This is a genomic window from Marinitoga sp. 1135, assembly GCF_013363245.1.
In the GTDB taxonomy this organism is placed as follows: Bacteria; Thermotogota; Thermotogae; order Petrotogales; family Petrotogaceae; genus Marinitoga; species Marinitoga piezophila.
Genome location: NZ_LBEZ01000003.1, coordinates 210,500 through 233,277, shown reverse-complemented (window position 1 = coordinate 233,277; position 22,778 = coordinate 210,500). Strand labels below are relative to the sequence as shown.

Genomic DNA, 22,778 nt, shown 5'->3' with positions numbered 1-22,778 from the left:
GCAAAAAAAATAAAAAGAGAGGGAATTATCTCCCCTCTCTTTTTTATGTTTATTATAAATTCTTAATTACCATAGCAGTTCCCATTCCGCCGCCTATACATAATGAAGCAAGACCATATTCGAGATTTCTCTTTTTCATTTCATAAAGCAATGTAACGGTGATTCTGTTTCCAGAGGCTCCTATTGGATGTCCTAAAGCAATAGCTCCACCATTTACATTTGTTCTTTCCATAAACCAGTCTTTTGAAAGGCCATATTTTTCTCCGAGTTCTTTTATTACTGCTAATGATTGTGCTGCAAATGCTTCATTTAATTCCAATAATTCCATTGCTTCTAACTTTATGCCTTTCTTTTCAACAAGGTTTGTTATAGCAGCAACAGGACCAATTCCCATTATACTTGGATCAACGCCACCTTGCTCATATGCAACTATTTCTGCTAATGGAGTTAAACCGTATTTCTTTACGGCTTCTTCTGAAGCAAGGATTATTGCACTTGCACCATCGTTGATTCCTGAAGAATTACCTGCTGTTACTGAACCATCTTTTTTAAATGCTGGTCTAAGTTTTGCAAGTGTTTCCTTTGTAGTTCCAAATCTCGGATATTCGTCAGTATCAAATATTATTGTTTCTTTTCTTGTTTTTACTTCTACAGGAACAATTTCATCTTTGAATTTTCCTTCCTTGATTGCTTTTTCAGCTCTTTGCTGACTTGTTGCAGCAAATTCATCCTGTTCTTCTCTTGTAAGATTGTATTTTTCAACAAGGTTTTCTGCTGTAATTCCCATATGATATTGATTAAATACATCTGTTAATCCGTCGTATACCATATGGTCAATCATTTCAATGTTTCCAAATTTTAATCCGGCTCTTGCTTTTGCTGGTAATAACATTGGAGCATTTGACATACTTTCCATACCAGCTGTTACAACAATATCTGAATTACCTAGTTTTATTTCATTTGCGCCAAGCATAATTGCTTTCATACCGCTTCCACATACCATATGAACTGTATATGCAGGTCTGTCTACAGGAATTCCTGCGTATATTGCAGCCTGTCTTCCGGGTCCCATACCCTGACCGGCCATTAATACATTACCAACTATTGTTTGATCAACATCTTCAGGTTTTAATCCAGCCTGCTCTAAAGCACCTTTTATTGCGATAGCACCTAATTCAGCTGCTTTTTTGTCTTTTATTGTACCAAGAAAACTTCCAATTGCTGTTCTTTTTGCACCTACAATATATACTTTACTCATTATTTATTTCCCCCTTTTTTACTTTTATTTATTTTTAAAGTATAAGTCCTCCATCTACACCAAGTACTTGACCTGTTATAAATTTAGCTTCATCACTTGCAAGGAAACATACGGCATTTGCTATATCTTCAGGATCACCCATTTTTCCAAGAGGTGTTTTGCTTACAACATAGTCTATAACCTTTTGAGGTACTACTTCTGTCATAGGAGTTCTTATAAATCCTGGTGCAACTGCGTTAACCCTTACCTGAGCACCCTTTCTTGCAAATTCTTTTGCCCATGTTTTTGTCATTGCAATTACACCACCTTTTGTTGCTGCGTAATTTGTTTGACCAACATTTCCATAAATACCAACTACGGAAGAAATATTTACAATAGCGCCTTTTCCGGCTTTCATCATTTCAGGTGCAAAGAATTGTGTCATATTGAACACACCTTTTAAGTTTACATCAATTACAATATCCCAATCTTCTTCTGACATTTTTTGAATTAATGCATCTCTTGTTATACCGGCATTATTTACAAGTACGTCAACATGTCCTTCTTCTTCCATTACTTTATTTTTAAACTCCTCTATTGCTTTTCTATCGGTTACATTTAATACATAACCCTTTACATTTGAATATTCTTTTTCTAATTCTTTTAATGCTTCTTCATTTAAATCACAGGCATATACTACTTTTGCACCTTCTTTTGCAAATTTTTCAACCATTGCTTTTCCGAGACCTCTTGCTCCACCTGTTACTATACATACTTTTCCTTCCATTCTCATTTTTTCAACCTCCCATTTATGTTGAATTATTTATTTTTTCCTTCCTGCATTCTTCTGTATAATTCCTGTGCAATATATGAAGCAACATCATCAGCATATGTATTTGGACCAAATCCTGCGTCATAACCTATTTCCTTTACAAGTTCATGTGTAATTCTTGGACCACCGGCTATAAGAATTACTTTATCCCTTATTCCTTCAGCTTCCAATATTTCCACAAGTTCTGTAAGATTCTTTATATGAATATCCTTTTGTGTTACTGTCTGGGATACAAGTAATGCATCTGCATTGAACTCTATAGCCTTTGCAACAAATTCTTCATTTGGAACCTGACTGCCGAGATTTAAAGCTTCAAACATTTCATATCTTTCAAGGCCATAATGCCCTGCATATCCTTTCATGTTCATAATTGCATCTATTCCAACTGTATGTGCATCTGTTCCAGTACTTGCACCAATTACTCTTATTTTTCTTCCGATATTTTTTCTTATAAATTCATCTGTTTCTTCCATTGACCATGTTGTTGATTCAACCTTTGGAACATGGATTGCTGTGTAATCTACTGTATGCGTACAGCTTCCATAGGCAATTATAAATGTAAAGTCTTTTGTAAGTTCTTTATGATATACAACCATTGGATCTTCGAGCCCCATTTTTTTCATAAGCTGTTTTGCAGCTTCTACAGCTTCATCACCATCTGGAACTGGCAAAGTAAAGCTCAATTGTACTTTACCATCGTTCATAGTATCTCCATATGGTTTTATTGCCTTTAAGTTTAATGTTTTATCAAAATCCTTTTTTTCTGTTGAATATAATCCTCCACTCATGGTCTTTCCGCCTCCAACATCTTTTTGATAAATGGATTAAAGTAATGTGTTCCTTTTTCAAATACACCGTCTAAACCTTTACCGCCGTCTATAGGTCTCTTGATATTTGCAAATGTGCCTTTTGAAAGAGAAACAAACAATCCATCTTTTACCATTTTTTCAAGTAATTCTATTGATTCATCGAGTACTTTTTGTGCTCTTTTCTGGATAATTCCATCTTTTTTGAATTCTATTTCATCACCGATATTTTTTAGGTTATTGAAGATATATCTTGCATTTTCAATTGAAAGATATCTGTCTGACATAAATGGTGTGTGTATTGCTTCTGTTAACATACCAAGCAATTGAATTCCCTGATGTGTCCAGATTGATATAACATTGAATAATGCATCCTGAACATGACCTCTGAAAATATTTCCTGTCATATATTTTGTTGGTGGCATATATTTTAAAGGTGCTTTAGGGAATATTTCTCTTAGCATCTGTGCCTGTGCCAATTCGTATAAAAATCCATTTGTAAGGTCAGGATTCATTTCAAATGCATGTCCTAATCCCATTTGTTCTTCCGGTATTCCTGCCATTAAAGCGAGTTGCTCATTTATTAAATCTGAAGTTAATACAGTATGTGCTTCTTCATAGGCATCAGCTGTTGTAAGATAATTATCTTCGCCAGTATTTATTATAATGCCGGAAAAACCATTTATTACCCTTGAGAAGTATTGGTCAATTATTGTTCTTTGCATATTTATATCTCTAAATAATATTCCATATAATGCATCATTAAGCATTACGTCTAATCTTTCAATAGCTCCCATAGCTGAAATTTCTGGCATACATAATCCTGATGCATAATTAACGAGTCTTATATATCTTCCAACCTCTTCTCCAACTTCATCAAGAGCTTTTCTCATTATTCTGAAGTTTTCCTGTGTTGCCATTGTTCCACCAAATCCTTCTGTAGTAGGGCCATATGGAACAAAATCAAGCAAACTCTGACCAGTAGTTCTAATAACAGCAATTATATCTGCACCCTGTCTTGCTGCAGCCTGGGCCTGAACAACATCTTCATATATATTTCCTGTTGCAACAATTACATATAAATATGGCTGAGGACCTTCTCCGAGTTTTTCTATATATTCATTTCTCTTTTTTCTATTATTTTGTATAAGTTCTATCATTGAGTTCACATAAGGTTCAATAGCTTCTCTAATTTTGTCATCAGAATTTATTTTTAATTTTGAAAGGTCAAGTTCTTCCTTTGCTATTTTTTCAGCTATTTCCTGTGGTGTATAGCCTGTTTCTATTATTGCATTTCCAATTAAATAAGCAGCACCTTCTTTTAATAATCCTTTTTCTTTTATATGGTCTACAACTACGTTTGGTAATGGAACTTCATTTTCATCTACTCCATCTATTCCCAATAATCTACATACAGTTCTTTCTACTGAAACCGTGGAACGTTTATCTACGAAATTTTGAACATCTTCAGCTATTTTCCTTGCAAGACTTCTTGCATATTCAACCTTTTTAAAATCAAGTCCTAATTTACTCATGGAATGTTTCCTCCTTTTTTATTCTTTCAATAGTATCAAGTAACTCTTCGTCAATATTCAAAAGTCTGGCTATTGTTATTGCTTCTTCAGGAACTATTTCTTCATTTTCCTCAATTAATGAATAATCGATTATTTCGGTTATATTTTCAGGATTTATGTTTTCTGTTAGTTTTTCCTTTTTTATTCCTTTTATTCTTAGTTTTCTAATCCCCTTATCTGCAACATTATTAAAGTGTGTAGTGATAAGAGATATGGATTTTTTATTGTTTAATATTTCTATGACGCCCTTTACTATTAATTTGCCTTCATGTGGATTCGTGTTTCTTGCAAGTTCATCAAGGAGTATAAGAGCATTTTCATCAGTTTTGATATATTTTAGTATTTCGTTAATTTTTAGCATTTCTGCTGCATATGATGAAAGCCCTGAGAATAATGATTGATAATCGCCGGAAATAAGAAAGATTTTATTGACAGGATATAGTTTTGCGCTTTTTGCTGGTATATAAAATCCATATTGAAACAAATTTTGCAATAAAGCTATGGTTTTTAATATTACTGTTTTTCCTGTCATATTGGCTCCGGTAATTAATGTAACTCCAGGTTTTAAGGTTATATCAACGGGCTGATACTCTTTATTTTCTTCTTCCAGTTTTTCTTTTATAACCGGATTAAACATCCCTTTTATTTCATATGTTTCTGATATTTCCGGTTTTGTAAGATTAAACTTTTTGGTAAAATAAGCTTTAGCAATTGTAAAATCCAATTCCGCTATATCTCTCAATCCCTGTTCTATATCAGAAGCATACGTTCTTAATTTCTTAGAAAGTTCTTCTCTTATCTCATCTTCAATTTGCATTTCTAATTCATATAGTTGTTCTCGTTCTTCTTCATTATCAGTCTTTTTTCTTTTTTTTCTTATTTCTGATAATTCATGTGAGTATGAATCATAGATATAGAATGTTGATAATCTATTTCCATCTGGATCGAGGATATTTATTACTTCATTTAGAGTTGGAAATGAAAGAAAATCCAAAGGATTTATTTTTTTAATTTCTTCATATGTAAGAGCAAATGATTTTAATTCAAATAATTCAATATCGTCAAGTATATAACCGGATTTTAATCTTTCAGTTGTTCCAGAGATATCCTTTATATTCATTAATTTTAGTTTTATATTTTCTATTGTATCTTTTTTATTCTCATAAGCTTTTATAGCTTTTTCAAGCTTGATAATTTCATTGTTTATTTCATCTTTTGATTTAAGAAATTCTATATTTCTTAAAAATTTTTGTCCCAGAGGGGTTATTATTTCCAGTTTTTTAAAAAGATATTCTAATTCAACCATAATTCATCTTCCCTTACATTTATTATTGGAAGGTTTATATGCTCTTTTAATCTTTCTTTTATTACTTTTGAATCAAGCATATAGCCTCGTGGTGAATATGGGTTTATTGTTATTGCAATTAAATTTGTTTTTTGCAATACCGATATCTTTCCCCCTTTTTTTATAAATCTTCTGTATGTTTCAGGGGTTATGAATATCTTTGTGAAATCATTTACTATTATTTCAGTTTCGTTTAATCCCTTTTGTTTTGTAAGATAATCAAGGAATTTATCGGTTAATGCACCTGTTATATATATCTTTTTACCATATTCCAATATATGTTTGTCGAGCGATTTAAAGGATAGTAATGATTTTATGGGCAATTTTGTTATTTTATTATTATCTATAACATATACTCCATCTTCTACTTCTGGAATTTTACCGTTATATTTTTCAAGTTGTATCATTTCTACCACATGCTTTGTTTTTTTTACTAATTCGTTTATATTTATTGTTAATGCTGCTCCTGTTGCAAGAATCATTGCGTCAGTTATAGTGGGAGAAGCGGGGCTGAGCCTTGATAGCGCCCCATCTACCAAAACCTGTTCAGCCCCAAGCTCAAGCATTTTATTAATCACTTTCTTTATATTTTTTGTGTTTTGAGGACCTGCTAATATAATCTTTCCTCTTTCTTTAGCTTTTGCAATTACTATTCTTCCAATAGATGTACGTATATCTTCAATGCTTAATATTTCAGCAAGGAATCTTTTTTGTCTGTAGAATTTCTCGGCAGTAGCAAATATTGTTCCTTCTATTATTTCAATTTCTGGTTTAGGTGTAGAGGTTACCTGATCTATGGATTCACCATCTATACCTATTGAGGTTAATCCGAGTTTTTTATTTATATGTTTTATAATGTAATTTAATGTTTCGGTCTTTCCCGTATTTTTTTCGAGACCAACTACAGAGACGCTTTTATATTCCAATTTGCAAATCTCCCTTATTAATTTTTAAATAATACAAGTGCTTCTCCATCTACAGCAATATCACCATTTTCATTGAAAATTTGAGTTGTAAGCAATAGCCTTGATTTTGCTTCTATTTTTTCTTTTACTGTTATTTTTATTGTGATTTCTTCATCGATATATATAGGTTTTAAAAATTTTGTATCCTGCTTCATATATATTGTTCCAGGGCCTGGAAATTCCATTCCCAAAACAGCTGAAATTAAACCTACACTTAAAATTCCATGTGCGATTCTCTTTTTAAATATTGTTTTGCTTGCATATTCTTCATCGAGATGCACAGGGTTTTTATCCCCTGTGATCTCGGCAAAGGTTTCAACCATATGTGCTGTTATTTTCCTTTTTACTTCATATATCTGACCTAATTTTATTTCATCATACTTCATTTTTTATCACCCAAATGTTCATATTTTTCCCTCAATTTAGCTCTTTCATGTCTTTCAAGATGGCTTGGTTCAAGACTGATTCTTTCTTTATTATCAAATAATCCCGCTACACCGTACCATTTATATTTTTCTCTATATTCTGAATCATCTACATCTGTTGAAGTATCTTCTGGTTCATGATATGTTGTAATTACGCCTTCATAATTTCTCAGGATAACTGTATGATCTGTTTGAGAAATAAGATAGTTTGGCATTAATCTAATCTTACCTCCGCCACCTGGTGCGTCAACAACAAATGATGGAACTGCGAATCCAGAAGTATGTCCTATTAATGATTCCATTATTTCAAGACCTTTGGCAACAGATGTTCTGAAGTGTTCTATTCCCTGTGAAAGGTCACATTGATAGATGTAGTAAGGTCTTACTCTTATTTTTACCAATTCATGCATTAATGCCATCATGATATATCTGCTATCGTTTACACCTCTTAATAATACTGTCTGATTTCCAACAGGAATACCTGCATCTACAAGTTTTCTAACTGCTTCAGTTGATTCTGGTGTAATTTCTTTTGGATGATTGAAATGTGTGTTTAACCATATTGGATGGTATTTCTTTAACATATTTACCAATTCATCTGTAATTATCTGTGGGAATACAACAGGTGTTCTTGACCCAATTCTTATAATTTCGACATGAGGTATCTTTCTAAGTTCACTAATGATGTATTCAAGCATTGGTACCCCAACCATTAAAGCATCTCCACCAGATAATAATACATCTCTTACCTGTGGTGTATTTCTTATATATTCAATTGCTGCGTTAATATCATCCATACTTTTATGTGCATCTGTTTGTCCAGCAAATCTTCTTCTTGTACAGTGTCTACAATACATTGAACACATATCTGTAATTAAGAAAAGTACTCTATCAGGATATCTATGTGTCAATCCAGGTGCAGGTGAATCTTCATCTTCATGAAGAGGATCAACCATATCCCACATGCTTTTTACCAATTCTTTAGATGTTGGTACTGCCTGTCTTCTTATTGGACATTTTGGATCATCTGGGTCCATTAATGACGCATAATATGGTGTAATTGCCATTCTTAATGTTTTTAATGCATTTCTTATTCCTTCTTCTTCATCGGGAGTTAGGTTTATTACCTGTTTTAATGTATCAACGTCTGTTATTCTGTTTCTCATTTGCCAGTGCCAATCATTCCATTCCTCTTCCGTTACATCTTTCCATAATGGTATTTCTGTATAATGTCGCCTTTTAGCCATTTTAACGTCTCCTTTCTTTTCTTCTTTTTTGATATTTAAATATATAATTTTTCAAACAGTTCTCTAATTTCCTTTGATTCCCTTAAAATATCAAGGGTTAATTCAGCATGTCCTTTTGTATATCCGTTTCCTATAATCATTGTTATATCTTTTCCAACACCTTCAGCACCAAGTGCGGCTTTTGTAAATGATGTTGCCATGGAGAAGAAATAAACTGTACCTTCATCTTTTGTTATTAATATTGATGACATTTCGGTATTTGGTACATTTACGTTATTTATTGTGATATCACAATATTTTCCTCCTGTTACATCTAATACTTTTTCATATATGTCTACAGGTTTTGTAGCATCTGCAACAATTACTTCATGTGCAAGGTTCATATCTTTAATTCTTTTGGCATTCTCTTCTGAATATTCTACAACTATAACTTTTCCAGTATTACCAGCATTTTTCATAGCCTGATATGAACACAATACCCCTGATTTTCCTCCACCACCGATAATACAAACAGTATCTCCTTCATTTACGAGCTTGTTTACCTGTGCTGGTGCGCCAGCAACATCTAATGCTGCAAGAGCTAATTTTTCTGGTATATCTTCTGGCAATACTGCATATAATCCAGTTTCAAATAATATTGCCTGTCCTTCAATATCAACCTGGTCATTTTCTATGTTAATCTTTTTGATTTTTTCAATCTTTAATGGTGTTAAGGATAAAGATACAAGTGTAGCGATTTTGTCTCCAACCTTTAATTTTTTGTCTGGAAAATCAGGTCCAATTTCTTTAACTATACCAATTAGCATTCCACCAGAACCTGTAACTGGATTTTGCATTTTTCCTCTTTCATTTACTATGTCAAGAATCATCTTTTCCATTTTTTCTACATCATGATCACATGCTTCTTTGATTTGAGTAAAGCTTGCTGAATCGATATTTAATGTAATTACATCAATCAATATTTCATTAGAATAAATTTCCATTGTGTTATCAATTTTTTTAGCTGCTTGTGGTAATAATCCTTTTGGTTCTATAACTCTGTGTGTACCAAATGGACAACCTTTTTTCATTATTTTCCCTCCATTATTTTCTTTTTATATTTAAAATTTCTCTTGCTTCATCTGGTGTTGCTACTTCTCTCCCCAATTCTTTTGCCAATCTTACAATTCTTTCTACTAATTGAGCATTGGATTTTGCCAATTCTCCTTTTTTATAGTAGATATTATCTTCAAATCCAACTCTTACATGTCCCCCCATTAATATTGCATGAACAGCAAGTGGAAGTTCGTATCTCCCTATTCCAGCAACTGTCCATGTGCTTCCCTGCGGGATTCGGCTAACAAGATATACCAAATCCTCAATATCTCCAGGTATAGCTCCAGGAACCCCCATAACAAAATCAAAATGGATAGGCATATCTAGCAGACCCTTTTTTACCAATCTCAACGCATTTGCAATATGACCTCTTTCGAACACTTCTATTTCCGGTTTTATTCCTCTTTCCTTCATTTCTGCTGCAAATTTTTCCATGTATTCCTGCGTATTCATAAATACATCTTCACCAAAATTTGTTGTTCCAGCAGAAAGGGTTGCCATTTCTGGATTTAATTCAAGTGGTTGTTTTCTTTGTTCGAAAGTATGATATACCGCTCCCCCAGTAGATGGTTGAAAAATCATATTGCATTTTGCTTCTATTTTTTCTTTTATTTCTTTATATACTTCATAGGATTGTGTGGGTTTTCCATCTTCATCTCTTGCATGAACGTGGGCAATTGATGCTCCTGCAAGATAACATTCATAAGCAGCTTCTGCAATTTCATCAGGTGTAACAGGGAGATTTGGCTGTTGTTCTTTTGTAACCTCTGCACCTGTTAAAGCAACTGTGATTATCAATTTATCCATTTTCTTTTCCCTTCCTTTGTTTGTCTTTTGGTACTACACATGTACCACTTGCTCTACAAACAACTATAGGCTCTTCAAGATAATCTGCAGCTGAATCAGAGATATCTGGTCTTGGAGCAATTACCTTTCTTGCTTCAAACACCATTTTTCTTGATGTATTTCCAACCTTTACTATTTCTCCAACTGCTTCTATATAATCACCTGCATATACAGGAGCTATAAATTCTATATTGTCATATGCTTTAAATAATCCTTCATCTCCATCGTGTCTTATTAAAAGTTCTGTTGCCACATCTCCAAAGAGTTGTAAAATTCTCGCGCCATCAACAAGATTTCCACCATAATGTGCATCATGTAAACTCATTCTTACTCTTATCATTACTTTTTCACCCATATTTTAAACCTCCATCGTTTTTAAATCTTCTGGAATTATAAGTTCAGCATCAGTTATTTCTTTTAATTCTTCTAATGTAATATCTGGAGCAATTTCTTTTAATAATAAACCATTATCAACAGGCTCTATTACAGCATATTCAGTAACTATTAAATTTACTCTTCTAACTGAAGTAAGAGGGAGATCGCATTTTTTTACTATTTTAGGTTTTCCTTTTGCTGTATGAGTCATAGCTACTATAACCTTTTTAGCTCCAGTAACAAGATCCATCGCTCCACCCATACCTGGAATTAATTTTCCTGGAACCATCCAGTTTGCTAAATGACCTTCTTCATCAACCTGTAATCCTCCTAAAACAGTGAAATCGAGATGACCTCCTCTAATTAAGGCAAATGAAAATGCTGTATCAAACACCATTGCACCTGGTAAGGTATCAATATATTTTGCGCCAGCATTTGTCAAATCAGGATTTGCAATTTCTTCTGGTACTTCAGATCCAATTCCTAATACACCGTTTTCTCCATGAAAGAATATATTCATATCTTTTGGAACGTAATTAGCAACTAATGTTGGTAATCCAATTCCAAGATTTACTATATTTCCTGGTTTAAATTCTTTTGCTACTCTTTTAGCAATTCGTTCTTTTGCATTCATTATTCTCTCCCCCTTATTACAACATAATCAACAAGTGCTCCAGGGAATTGCACTTCTTCAGGTGTAATTGTACCTACTGGAACCAATTCATCTACTTCAACAATTACAGTATCTGCTGCCATTGCAATTATAGGGTTAAAATTACTTGCAGTAAATGAAAATGTAAGGTTTCCAAGATGATCAGCTTTTTTGGCTTTAACAAGTGCAACCTTTGCTCTTATTGCCTTTTCAAGAATATATTTTTTTCCATCAATTTCTATTATTTGTTTTCCTTCTTCAACAATAGTTCCAATACCTGTAGGGGTAAGAATGCCGCCAAGACCAACTCCACCTGCTCTTATCTGTTCTATTAATGTTCCCTGAGGAACAAGTTCAACTTCAAGTTCTTTTTCAATCATCTGTCTCTGTGTTTCTTTATTTGTTCCAATGTGTGAAGTTACAACCTTTTTAGCAAGTTTGTTGTATATAAGTCTTCCGATTCCTTTTGTTTCAAAGGATGTGTCATTACAGATAATTGTTAAATCTTTTTTCTTTTGCTTAATAATTTCGTCTATAAGCGTTTCTGGAGTTCCAATTGTTAAGAATCCTCCAATCATAATTGAATCGCCATCATTAATAACTTTAACGGCCTCTTCCGCCTTAACAACTTTCAACTGAATCACCTCTTTTTTTAAATTTCGATGAAAAATATTTCATTCATATTATATCAGTTTTTACAAACAGATAAAAATATAGTTTCAACTAAATAATCATTATTAATAGTCTTAAATCATTCTTAATTATGTGAAATGAATCTTTTCTCACTTTCACAAATTGTTACATAGAACTATAGCTAAATAAAAAATTTTTTTAGAACATTGTGAAAAAAGAAGCAGAGTTTTCATAAAGTAAATAAAATATGAAGAGATTGTGTTATAATTAAATTATAAAAATCATAATTTTTTAGGGGGGAGAAAAATGGCTTACTATCTTGCAATTGATGAAGGAACAAGCAGTACAAGAACGTTATTGTTTGATGAAAAATTTAACCTTATAGACTTTTCTCAAAAAGAAATAAATATGTATTATCCAAAACCTGGATGGGTAGAGCAGGATGCTGAAGAATTGTATCAAAAAACTGAAGAAACAATGTTAGAAGTTTTAGAAAAGAACAATATATCCTGGAATGAAATAATTGGGATTGGAATTACAAATCAAAGGGAAACTGTTGTAGCCTGGGATAAAAATACAGGAAAAGCTTTAACTCGAGCAATAGTATGGCAATGTAGGAGGACAGATGAATTAATTAATAGATATTCTGCATCATTCTGGAATGAAGTAAAGAGGAAAACAGGATTGGTAAAGGATCCATATTTTTCAGGTTCAAAAATAGTGTGGATGATAGAAAATGTTCCAGCAGTTAAAGAAGCATATGAAAATGGAAATTTAAAAGTGGGAACAATAGAATCCTGGTTGGCATTTAAACTTTCTGGAAAACATATTAGTGATCTTTCAAATGCTTCCAGAACGCAATTGTTAAATATACATACATTAGATTGGGATGATGAAATATTAAACACATTTGGTATTAAAAAAGATATTCTGCCTCAGTTGGTTAATACAGCTATTGAAGGTGGAATTGAAACGAAATTTGGCCCAAAAATTTATGGAATGATTGGTGACCAGCAATCTGCATTATTTGGACAAAGAGCATTTGAAATTGGTGATTCAAAATGTACTTATGGAACAGGTGCTTTTGTGTTAATGAATTCGGGTAATACACCACCAAAACCACATCCGGGATTATTAACTTCAATTGGTTGGAAAATTAAAGATGAAACTATTTATTCTCTTGAAGGAAGTATATTTACCGTTGGTGCATTCTTTAAATGGTTAAAAGATATAGAGATTATAGATGATTATCCTGATCTTGAAAAATATTCTCTTGATAATGACAACGGAGGAGTTTATATTGTTCCAGCATTAAGTGGTCTTGGAACACCATATTGGGATGCAGATGCAAGAGGTTTAATAATAGGGTTAACCAGAGGTACTAAAAAAGAAAATATAATCAGGGCTGCTTTGGAATCAGTAGCTTTTAGTGTTAGAGATGTTATAGACTCAATGCAGGAAGCAGTATGGACAAAGATTAAAAAAATGAATGTTGATGGTGGAGCTACAAAAAATAAATTATTGATGAAAATACAAAGTGATTTGTTAAATGCAGAGATATTTGTTCCAGAATTTCAGGAGATAACAGCATTAGGTGCAGCATTTATGGCAGCAATTGGTTCAGAAAATCTTTCTATTAATGAAATAAAAAATTTGCAATTTTCAGGTATAAAGATAATGCCAGAAGAGAATGAAAAATTAGAAAGGGATTATTATATCTGGAAGGAGGCAGTATTAAGATCAAAAGGCTGGATAAAATCAACGAACATAAACTTTTAGAAATAGCAAGAGTAATAGCAGAATATACATTTCCTGGAATGAATATCCTTTTATATGGAGATTTAGGTACAGGAAAAACTACTTTTACCAAAGGATTTATCAGAAGTTATTTAGGTGATGAAGAGATAAACGTTACATCACCCACTTTTGCGTTAGTTAGAATATATGAAAATTCTGTAAAAATATATCATGCGGATTTATACAGGTTATCTGATCCAGAGGAAATACCTTATGTAGGTTTATTCGATGATTCTGACGGAATATATTTAATAGAATGGCCTGAAAGATTAGAATATTATATGCCTGACGAATATCTAAAAATACAATTATATTACAATGAAAATATAGAATATAGAGATATAGAAATATCATATGTTGGAGAAAAATACGAAAAAACATTTGAAAAAATAAAGGAGGAATTACAATGAAGATAGGAATTTTAGGGTTACCTATGACAGGAAAAACAACAATATTCTCGTTATTGACAAATAAACCATATGACGGAACATATAAGCAAGATGCAGAAGAAAGAATTGCTAATGTTAGAGACGAAAGGATTGAAAAACTTACAGAAATGTATAATCCTAAAAAAACAGTATATGCAACATTGAACTTTATAGATATTCCAAGTTATAATCCTTCAGCCGATAGAAAAGAAAAAAATAGAATCTTACAGATGATACAAACTGTTGATGCAATTATACTTGTTATTAGGGCATTTGAAAATGATTCAGTTCCATTTCCAGAAGGTTCAGAAACACCTTTAGATCAGCTTGATACATTAAAAACGGAAATGATAATTAGAGATCTTGAAGTAGTTGAAAATAGATTATCAAGATTAATAGAACAAAATAAAAAGAAGAAACCTACCAAAGAGGAAGAGAGACAGGTAAAAATATTGGAAGAGATTAAACCTGTACTTGAAGATGGAAAATTTGCATCAAAGGTTGAATTATCAGATGAAGATAAAAAATTAATAAGCTCTCTTGCATTATTTACATTAAAACCAATAATCGTAGTTGTAAATGTTGATGAAAATCAATTGATGGAAAAGAATTATCCAGGAAAAGAAGAATTAATGAAAACATGTAAGGAAGAAAATTTTGCATATATTGAAATATGTGGTAAAACCGAAGCAGACCTCATAGAATTAGACGAAGAAGAAAGAAAAGAATTTATGGAAGAATTGGGAATTGAAAGACCAGGAATCGATAGGTTGTCTAAAACAGTATATGATCATTTAGGTTTAATCACATTCTTTACAGTTGGTGAAGATGAAGTAAGAGCATGGACAATTAATAAAGGAACTACAATGAAAAGAGCAGCAGGTAAAATACATTCAGATCTTGAAAAAGGTTTTGTAAAAGCAGAAGTAATGCACTACGATGATTTAATAAGACTAGGAAGCGAAGATGAAGTGAAAAAAGCAGGATTATGGAGATTAGCTGGTAAAGAAGAAATTGTAGAAGATGGAGAAATATTAACCATAAGAGCAAATGCTTAAGTGTTTATGGAGGGAGAAATGAGAAAACCATTATACAAAGTAGAAGATTTTGATTATCATTTGCCTGAGGAATATATAGCTCAAAAACCAGCAGAACCAAGAGATTCTTCAAGGTTAATGGTATTAAATAGAAATATCAGAACTATAGAACATAAAATTTTTAGAAATATAATTGATTACTTAAAACCTGGAGATTTAATGGTATTAAACAATACAAAAGTAATTCCAGCAAGATTATATGGTCGGAAAACAACAGGTGCAAAGGTTGAAGTATTATTGCTCGAGAAAACACACGAAGAAAATACATGGAAAGCACTTGTTAAACCCGGTTCAAAATTAAAAAAAGGTGCAGAAATAAAATTTTCTGACCATCTATATGCTAAAATAATAGAACATAATAGCGATGGTTCAAGAATTATTCATTTTACATCTGATAAAGATGTATGGGAAGAAATTGAAAGAGTTGGAAATATGCCTTTGCCACCATATATAAAAAGCACTGATGTTCCAGGTGAAAGGTATCAAACAGAATATGCGAAAATTCAGGGAGCTGTTGCGGCACCAACAGCAGGGTTGCATTTTACAAAGGAATTATTAAATAAGATAAAAGAAAAAGGAATTGAATTTGCTGAAGTAACTCTTCATGTTGGTCTTGGTACATTTAGGCCTGTAAAAGTGGATAATATAGAAGAACATGAAATGCATGAGGAGTATTATGAAGTTCCAGCAGAAACAATGAAAAAAATACGTGAATATAGACAAAATAAAGGAAGAATAATCAGTGTAGGAACTACTGTGGTTAGAACACTTGAAACAATAGCACAACTTCCAGAACAGGAATCCTATATGGGGACTACGGATATATTTATATATCCGCCATATGAATTTAAATTAATAGATGCATTGATAACCAATTTTCATTTACCAAAATCCACACTTTTAATGCTTGTTGCAGCATTTGGAGGATATGATTTTATAATGGAAGCATATAAAAAGGCTGTTGAAGAAAAATATAGATTCTTTTCATTTGGTGATTCAATGTTCATATATTGATATTCAGAGGGTGATAAATTGAAAAATAAAACCAGGGGTTTAATTTATATGTGGATCACTGTAATATTCTGGGGGATTTCTTTTGTAGCAACGAAAATAATAGTTAATACCGTTCCACCGATAACAGCAGCATTTTTGAGATTTTTTCTTTCAAGTTTAATACTTGTATTATTTATAAAAACTAAAATAAAATATGAAAAAAAAGAATATGTTTATATGCTTTTATCAGGTTTTTTTGGAGTTACAGCATATTTCTTATTTGAAAATTCAGCTTTGCAATATACCACAGCAACAAATGGTTCTCTCATTATTTCGGCTACACCGGTAATATATCTATTATTTTCAGATATACTAAGAAAAAGCTTTTCACATAAAATTCGATATTTTGGAACATTACTGGCATTTTTTGGTGTTGCATTAATTGTGCTTAACGGAAGATTTGTTTTAAAATTAAATCCACTTGGAGATTTATTAATGTTTGGTGCAGCATTTAGCTGGATTTTATACACTGTATTTATAGAAAAATTGCATCATCACGATAATCTGGCAATTACAAGAGATTTGAATTATTACGGAATGTTATTTTTTATACCATTTTCTCTTTATGAATTAAAAAGTGCAGGCACATGTCCAGCATTTGAATTATGGTTAGATCCAGTAGTAATAACAGCATTCTTGTATCTCGGTATATTCTGTACAGCCCTTGGATATATATGGTGGAATAAAGCCATTAGGCTTGCCGGAGCTAAAACAACAACAAATGGAATATTTTTTATACCAATAGTTACTGTTATTGCCGATGCAGTATTATTAAAAAATTATCCAAATTTTTATACATTAATAGGTGCATCTCTTGTATTAGCAGGAAATTATATAGCAGAAATAAAAGATTAAATGGTGCAGAAAATCTGCACCATTTAACATTATTATATATCAATTTCAATACCTATTGGACAATGGTCAGAACCCATAATTTCTGATAATATAAAAGCATCTTTAACCTTTTCTTTTAAAGAAGTACTAACAAAAAAATAATCTATTCTCCAGCCTACATTTCTTTCCCTTGCCCTTGTTTTATAATCCCACCAGGTGTAATTTCCAGGTTCTTTATTGAACATTCTAAAGGTATCAACAAATCCACTTTCAAGCAGTTTATCAATCCATTCTCTTTCAATTGGTAAGAATCCCGAAGTATTTTCATTTTCTTTTGGTCTTGCAAGGTCTATTTCTTTATGTGCAGTATTAACATCTCCACAAATAATTATATTTGGTTGTTTCTTTTTATAATCTTCAAGAAATTCTAAAAGATAATAATAAAAATCCATTTTATATTGTAGCCTTTCTTCACGAGCTTTTCCATTTGGAAAATAGATATTAAATAAGGAAAAATTATCATATTCAGTAATTAATGTTCTACCTTCAGAATCAAACATTTCATTACCTAAACCTTTTAAAACATTTTTAGGTTTAATTTTTGTAAATGTTGCAACACCACTATATCCCTTCTTTTCAGCAGAAACAAAATATTTTTTCCAATCACCGTAAGTTAAAAACTTTTTTGTTAATTGCTCTTCTCGCGCTTTAGTTTCCTGAACGCATAAAATATCAGGATTTTCCTTATCAAGAAAATCTAAAAATCCCTTTTTTATAGCTGCTCTAATTCCATTAACATTCCAGGATAATATCTTCATCTTTAGTCTCTCCTTTAAAATCTGGTGTCTCCCCCAAATAATCCTCCTAAGAGGTTACCGCCTATTCCATCAATACCTTTTGTTTCGCCTCTATTTGAAAAATTAGCTGCAGAGTAAATCCTATCAGCCAATCGCGAGAATGGTAAACTCTGTAAATAAACGGTTCCAGGTCCAGTTAAATGAGTTAAGAAAATACCTTCTCCGCCAAATAAAGCATTGACAAATCCACCAACAAATTGAATATCATAATCTACAGTATTGGAAAATCCAACAATACAACCAGTATCAACTCTTAAGGTTTCACCAGGCATTAATTGCCTTTCTATAATAGTTCCACCAGCATGTACAAAAGCAAGGCCATCGCCTACAAGCCTTTCGAGAATAAAACCTTCACCCCCAAAAAGACCTGCACCAATTTTTTTAGTAAATGTAATTTCAATATCTATTCCTGCTGCAGAACAAAGATAACTATCCTTTTGACATATAAATTCTCCTCCAAATTTTGTCAAATCAATAGGAATAACCTTTCCTGGATAAGGCGCTCCAAAAGCAACGTGAGATTTTGAATGTCCGGTATTTAAAAAATTGGTTATAAAAAAGCTTTCACCAACTAACATTCTTTTTAATCCGCCGAAAATTCCTCCTGTTGCCTTTGTCTGCATTTCTATACCAGGTTCCATATACATCATTGCACCTGCTTCAGCTCGAACTCCTTCCCCCGGATCCAATTCAATTTCAACAATCTGCATATCATCACCATAAATTTTATAATCAATAACATCAGCCATAATTTCACCTCCAATAATTCTAATAATAATTATACCATTAATTTATAAATTTTGTAAAAAGTAATTATAACTCTATAATAAGCATATGAATAGAGTTATAAAGATGACTTCTTATAATGTGATTTTTTTAACGTGAAAAAAATAACATTGAAACAATGATGATTGCAATTTAATATTTCATATGTATAATTATATTTGAAAAAAAGAAATTTAATTAAAATTAATGTGAAAAAAAGCACTAGTTATTGGGAGAGGGATTTTATATTTTTTGGAGGTGAAATTATGTTATTAAATGGTGCATGGGAGAGTAAAGTAGATATTTACAACGTTTTTGAGTTAAGATGTAAAACAACAGCTTATTTTGGAGTAGGTGCTATAGAAAAGTTCAAGGATATTTGTGAATTTTTAAACAAAAAGGATATGAAAAAGGTTTTAATTTTAACCGACGAAGTTGTATATAACGTGACAGGAATAAAAGAAAAAGTTGAAAAGTTTTTAGGTGAAGCTGGTATTGAATATATTGTATATTATGGAATTAAACCAAATCCAAATGTAAAAATGATTGATGAAGCAAAGAAAATGGGATTAGATTTTGGAGCAAAAGCTGTTATAGGAATTGGTGGCGGAAGTCATATTGACACAGCAAAGAGTGTTGCAGTATTATTACATGAAAAATATAAGAATTATACAGGTTCTGACTTATATGAATTAAAATTTGTACCAGAAGAAGCATTGCCAATAATTGCAATAAATACAACTCATGGTACAGGTACTGAAGTTGATAGATTTGCAGTTGCAACAATTGAGGAAAAAGGTTATAAACCAGCCTTAGCTTATGATAGTATATATCCAATATTTGCTATTGATGATCCAGAAATTACAAAATCATTACCATGGTCACAAACAACATACACAGCTATTGATGCAATAAACCATGTTACAGAAGCAGCAACAACATTAGCAGCATCCCCATATTCAATTTTATTAGCTAAAGAAACAATAAGATTAGTTTCAAAATATCTTCCTCAAGCTCAGGCAAAACCAGGAGATTTAACAGCAAGATATTTCTTATTATATGCTTCAACAATAGCTGGTATTTCATTTGATAATGGATTGTTACATTTCACACATGCTTTAGAACATCCACTAAGTGGAATCAGACCAGATTTACCACATGGTTTAGGATTAGCAATGTTATTACCAGCAGTAGTAAAAGCAATTTATCCTGCACAGGCAGAAGTGCTTGCAGAAATATATAGTCCAATTGTTCCAGGTTTAAAAGGAGTACCGGGTGAAGCAGAAGAAGCAGCAAAAGGAATTGAAAAATGGTTATTTAATATTGGAGTTACACAAAAATTAACAGATGAAGGATTTAAAGAAAGCGATATAGACAAATTAGTAGAATTGGCATTTAATACACCTTCACTTGATTTATTATTGAGCTTAGCACCTGTTAAAGCTACAAAAGAAATTGTAAAACAGATTTATATGGATTCATTATATCCTTTAAATAAATAATAATAGCGGGGGATGGGATAAAATAAAAAATGCAGGTGCTCAGCACCTGCTATTTTTATTGAACATCAACATATGTAATTTTTGAAACTTCAAGCCATAATAATTTGTCTTTTTTTACAGAATAAATAAAGTGAAGATATCCTATACTATCAGCATGATACAATCCGGAAATTGATATACTGCCTTTTAATTCATATGTTCCATCATTTCCAAAATCAAAAGGTTCTAATTCAGAAAAACCACCTATCATAAGTTCATTGTAGTCTTTTATAAATCTTCCGTATTGATCATAGGCTTTAATTTCCTGATATAATTTTTTTCTGTCTGAAAGGTCAAGGTATGTAAAGGCATCTTTATAGCTAATAACTGCTTTGTATTGATCCATAAAAAATCCTTTAATATCTTTGATAAAGGGTTTTATATTATATTCTGTTAAATCTTTACCTGTGTATAAGTATAAAGCATAATTTATATAATTTCCACTTCCACCACTTCTTGTTGTTAATAAAATATCTTTAATTCCATCACCATTAAAATCAAAATATTCTATTTTAGGGTTATATCCATCTATACCAGTCATTATATCAAAAGTTGTTCCGGCGTCTTCAATTGTTAATAAAAAGCTTCCCCAATAAATTTCACTAACCTTTTTGCCTTTTAAAGTTACATGTTCAAGTGATTTGTCTGAATCAAGATTAATTTTTGTTTTATAAACTACCTGATAATCATCGGAAAAAACCAAAATGCTGGTAATAATCAGAAAAATTATAAAAAAGCTTTTTTTCATTAAATTTCACCTCCGTGAAAATAATTAAATATTTTTTGAGACAATTGTTCCTGTTTATGCCAATATCCGGCGAGTTTTTCATTCCTTGATAAATCTCCAAGTTTTTTATAATATTTTTTATTCAATTTACCAGGTCCAACATCAAATAAAGGTGTTCCTGGCAATGGCATAAAGGTATGTGAATGTATTACAGCATTATATTTTTCTGTAATTTTGTCCATAAAGTCAAAAGTCTTTTTAATATCTTCATCTGTTTCAAAAGGGAATCCAAAAATAAAATCTACATACGGTATAAATCCATGAGCAGAAACAAGGGATAAAGCCCTTTCTATTTCTTCTAAAGAATGTCCTCTATTTATTTTTTTTAGAATTTCATTGCTACCGCTTTGCGCTCCTATGATTATCATCTTGTTATCAACATATTTTTTTATAAGTTTTAAAACTTCTTCAGTTACAGATTCCGGTCTTACATCTGAAGGAAATGAACCAAGGTAAATTTCTTCTATACCAACTTTTCTCAAACCAGATAGCAATTCTTCGAGTTTTTCTATATTAGGTGTAACACCATTTTTTGAGCCATAACCAAAAGAATTTGGTGTAATAAACCTCGCAATTTTTCTGTTATGTTTAACGCCTAATTTTGCATATTCATGAATAATTCCCGGTTCTCTATGACGAACAATTCTACCAAAGAGATAAGGAGTTTGACAGTATCCACATCCGAAAGGACAACCCCTTGTAATTTCTATTGGCATAAAATGTTTGTTTTTAATTGCAAATGGCGGGTAATAATTTAAATCAACAAATTCTTTTGATGCTATGAATTTTTCTGATATTTTGCCCTTTAAAAAATCGGTGAAGGTTTTTTCACCTTCACCAATAAAAATATGGTCAAATCCTATTTTTTCTGTTTTTTCAGGCATTGCGCTTGGATGTGGACCACCGGCAATAACCTTAAACCCTTTTTCTTTTAATAGTGGAATTTCTTTTTCAACCTGAAAAATATCAAAACTCATAAATGAATAAGCTATTAATGTATCTTCAGGATTATATTCCAGTATTTTTTCAAAATTTTTTTCAAGTATAGTTTCTATTTCTATATTTTCTTTTTCCATTGCTGCAATAAGAGCTGTGATAGAATACCTATTTGATTTTAAAAGTCTGAAAACAATTCTTTTCAAGAATTTTCTTCCTCCTCTGTACTTTTTTGAGGCATAATGTCCCTATATCCAGCTAAGAATACGAGAACAGCTATTAAGATCGCTCTGCTTAAAGAAACATTCAAATATACATACGTTCCAATTGCCATGGCATTAAATAACCAGGCTAATACAATATATAGTTTTTTGTTTTTAAATGAAAAAAGAGATGAAAATGTTGTAGAAATCAGTGTAATTACCATGAATAAATCAATAGCATAGCCTCTTATATATCCAAAACCAGCTAATAACAATCCTATGAATAAAAATACTATAGTCAATTTATCGTATTTTTTTGAAAGAAATGAAAAAAACGCTGTGGTCAATGCAAATATACTCATCAATACAATATACAATACAGGACTTTTAAATAAGACAACAGCTAAGACTGGGAAAATAATTGAAAAAACTATAGAGTAAATCACTT

General features: G+C 31.7%; 24 protein-coding genes. 6 read left to right on the top strand and 18 right to left on the bottom strand.

Annotated features, from left to right (window positions below):
• Positions 1-52: 52 nt before the first annotated feature.
• The 13 genes from XO10_RS02525 to XO10_RS02465 are packed head-to-tail and all read right to left on the bottom strand — an operon-like array spanning position 53 to position 12,034.
• Positions 53-1,258 (bottom strand): acetyl-CoA C-acetyltransferase, encoded by a 1,206-nt coding sequence (locus XO10_RS02525; RefSeq protein ID WP_175421090.1) that lies wholly within the window; start codon positions 1,256-1,258, stop codon positions 53-55.
• Between the two features lie 34 nt (positions 1,259-1,292).
• Complete coding sequence (fabG, locus tag XO10_RS02520) at positions 1,293-2,030, bottom strand: 3-oxoacyl-[acyl-carrier-protein] reductase (protein WP_175421089.1); 738 nt, start codon at positions 2,028-2,030, stop codon at positions 1,293-1,295.
• Between the two features lie 26 nt (positions 2,031-2,056).
• Positions 2,057-2,857 carry an OAM dimerization domain-containing protein gene (locus tag XO10_RS02515; protein ID WP_175421088.1) on the bottom strand — a complete coding sequence of 267 codons (801 nt, stop codon included), beginning with the start codon at positions 2,855-2,857 and terminating at the stop codon, positions 2,057-2,059.
• A complete protein-coding gene (locus tag XO10_RS02510) occupies positions 2,854-4,410 on the bottom strand; it encodes a lysine 5,6-aminomutase subunit alpha (protein ID WP_014295997.1) in 1,557 nt (518 codons plus the stop codon). The genes XO10_RS02515 and XO10_RS02510 overlap by 4 nt, the downstream gene beginning before the upstream one ends.
• Positions 4,403-5,755, bottom strand: a complete 1,353-nt coding sequence (locus tag XO10_RS02505) for a DNA mismatch repair protein MutS (protein ID WP_175421087.1) — start codon at positions 5,753-5,755, stop codon at positions 4,403-4,405. The genes XO10_RS02510 and XO10_RS02505 overlap by 8 nt, the downstream gene beginning before the upstream one ends.
• Positions 5,743-6,720 carry a hypothetical protein gene (locus tag XO10_RS02500; protein ID WP_014295995.1) on the bottom strand — a complete coding sequence of 326 codons (978 nt, stop codon included), beginning with the start codon at positions 6,718-6,720 and terminating at the stop codon, positions 5,743-5,745. Before XO10_RS02500 ends, XO10_RS02505 begins: the two co-directional genes overlap by 13 nt.
• A gap of 17 nt (positions 6,721-6,737) precedes the next feature.
• Positions 6,738-7,145 (bottom strand): MaoC family dehydratase, encoded by a 408-nt coding sequence (locus tag XO10_RS02495; protein ID WP_014295994.1) that lies wholly within the window; start codon positions 7,143-7,145, stop codon positions 6,738-6,740.
• Positions 7,142-8,431 (bottom strand): lysine 2,3-aminomutase, encoded by a 1,290-nt coding sequence (gene ablA / locus XO10_RS02490; protein ID WP_014295993.1) that lies wholly within the window; start codon positions 8,429-8,431, stop codon positions 7,142-7,144. The genes XO10_RS02495 and ablA overlap by 4 nt, the downstream gene beginning before the upstream one ends.
• A gap of 35 nt (positions 8,432-8,466) precedes the next feature.
• Positions 8,467-9,501, bottom strand: a complete 1,035-nt coding sequence (locus XO10_RS02485) for a zinc-binding dehydrogenase (protein ID WP_014295992.1) — start codon at positions 9,499-9,501, stop codon at positions 8,467-8,469.
• Positions 9,502-9,514: 13 nt separating this feature from the next.
• Positions 9,515-10,333, bottom strand: a complete 819-nt coding sequence (locus XO10_RS02480) for a 3-keto-5-aminohexanoate cleavage protein (RefSeq protein ID WP_075780300.1) — start codon at positions 10,331-10,333, stop codon at positions 9,515-9,517.
• Complete coding sequence (locus XO10_RS02475; RefSeq protein ID WP_014295990.1) at positions 10,326-10,727, bottom strand: hotdog domain-containing protein; 402 nt, start codon at positions 10,725-10,727, stop codon at positions 10,326-10,328. The genes XO10_RS02480 and XO10_RS02475 overlap by 8 nt, the downstream gene beginning before the upstream one ends.
• A 3-nt stretch (positions 10,728-10,730) precedes the next feature.
• Entirely contained in the window at positions 10,731-11,381 is a 651-nt protein-coding gene (locus tag XO10_RS02470) for a 3-oxoacid CoA-transferase subunit B (RefSeq protein WP_014295989.1), read from the bottom strand.
• Positions 11,381-12,034: a CoA transferase subunit A gene (locus XO10_RS02465; protein WP_175421086.1), complete on the bottom strand. Its 654-nt coding sequence runs from the start codon at positions 12,032-12,034 to the stop codon at positions 11,381-11,383. The genes XO10_RS02470 and XO10_RS02465 overlap by 1 nt, the downstream gene beginning before the upstream one ends.
• Before the next feature lie 304 nt (positions 12,035-12,338).
• On the opposite strand from XO10_RS02465, the gene XO10_RS02460 reads away from it, so the two are divergent.
• Genes XO10_RS02460 through XO10_RS02440 form a run of 5 tightly spaced genes read left to right on the top strand, consistent with a single transcriptional unit; the run spans position 12,339 to position 17,262 of the window.
• Positions 12,339-13,811, top strand: a complete 1,473-nt coding sequence (locus tag XO10_RS02460) for a glycerol kinase GlpK (protein WP_014295987.1) — start codon at positions 12,339-12,341, stop codon at positions 13,809-13,811.
• A gap of 38 nt (positions 13,812-13,849) precedes the next feature.
• Positions 13,850-14,239 (top strand): tRNA (adenosine(37)-N6)-threonylcarbamoyltransferase complex ATPase subunit type 1 TsaE, encoded by a 390-nt coding sequence (gene tsaE / locus XO10_RS02455; protein WP_050899148.1) that lies wholly within the window; start codon positions 13,850-13,852, stop codon positions 14,237-14,239.
• On the top strand, positions 14,236-15,315 hold the full coding sequence (gene ychF / locus XO10_RS02450) for a redox-regulated ATPase YchF (RefSeq protein WP_014295985.1): 1,080 nt from the start codon (positions 14,236-14,238) through the stop codon (positions 15,313-15,315). The genes tsaE and ychF overlap by 4 nt, the downstream gene beginning before the upstream one ends.
• Before the next feature lie 18 nt (positions 15,316-15,333).
• Positions 15,334-16,368 carry a tRNA preQ1(34) S-adenosylmethionine ribosyltransferase-isomerase QueA gene (gene queA / locus XO10_RS02445; protein WP_014295984.1) on the top strand — a complete coding sequence of 345 codons (1,035 nt, stop codon included), beginning with the start codon at positions 15,334-15,336 and terminating at the stop codon, positions 16,366-16,368.
• Between the two features lie 18 nt (positions 16,369-16,386).
• Positions 16,387-17,262 (top strand): DMT family transporter, encoded by an 876-nt coding sequence (locus XO10_RS02440; protein ID WP_014295983.1) that lies wholly within the window; start codon positions 16,387-16,389, stop codon positions 17,260-17,262.
• A 32-nt stretch (positions 17,263-17,294) separates the two neighbouring features.
• Here XO10_RS02440 and XO10_RS02435 read toward each other — a convergent pair whose 3' ends face one another.
• Both XO10_RS02435 and XO10_RS02430 read right to left on the bottom strand, forming a co-directional pair.
• A complete protein-coding gene (locus XO10_RS02435) occupies positions 17,295-18,059 on the bottom strand; it encodes an exodeoxyribonuclease III (RefSeq protein WP_014295982.1) in 765 nt (254 codons plus the stop codon).
• Between the two features lie 14 nt (positions 18,060-18,073).
• The gene (locus tag XO10_RS02430) at positions 18,074-18,847 is read right to left on the bottom strand and encodes a TIGR00266 family protein (protein ID WP_014295981.1); all 774 of its coding nucleotides are present in this window, start codon (positions 18,845-18,847) and stop codon (positions 18,074-18,076) included.
• Positions 18,848-19,129: 282 nt separating this feature from the next.
• Here XO10_RS02430 and XO10_RS02425 point away from each other — a divergent pair, with 282 nt between their 5' ends.
• Positions 19,130-20,365, top strand: a complete 1,236-nt coding sequence (locus tag XO10_RS02425) for an iron-containing alcohol dehydrogenase (RefSeq protein WP_014295980.1) — start codon at positions 19,130-19,132, stop codon at positions 20,363-20,365.
• Positions 20,366-20,420: 55 nt separating this feature from the next.
• Here the strand turns inward: XO10_RS02425 and XO10_RS02420 are convergent, their stop codons facing one another.
• From XO10_RS02420 to XO10_RS02410, 3 genes are read right to left on the bottom strand one after another with little or no spacing between them, the layout of a single operon-like run.
• Positions 20,421-21,152, bottom strand: coding sequence for a hypothetical protein (locus XO10_RS02420; protein ID WP_175421085.1), 732 nt, complete (start codon positions 21,150-21,152; stop codon positions 20,421-20,423).
• A complete protein-coding gene (locus XO10_RS02415; protein WP_014295978.1) occupies positions 21,152-22,333 on the bottom strand; it encodes a TIGR04013 family B12-binding domain/radical SAM domain-containing protein in 1,182 nt (393 codons plus the stop codon). The genes XO10_RS02420 and XO10_RS02415 overlap by 1 nt, the downstream gene beginning before the upstream one ends.
• A complete protein-coding gene (locus XO10_RS02410; protein WP_014295977.1) occupies positions 22,330-22,776 on the bottom strand; it encodes a hypothetical protein in 447 nt (148 codons plus the stop codon). Before XO10_RS02410 ends, XO10_RS02415 begins: the two co-directional genes overlap by 4 nt.
• Between the last annotated feature and the right edge of the window lie 2 nt (positions 22,777-22,778).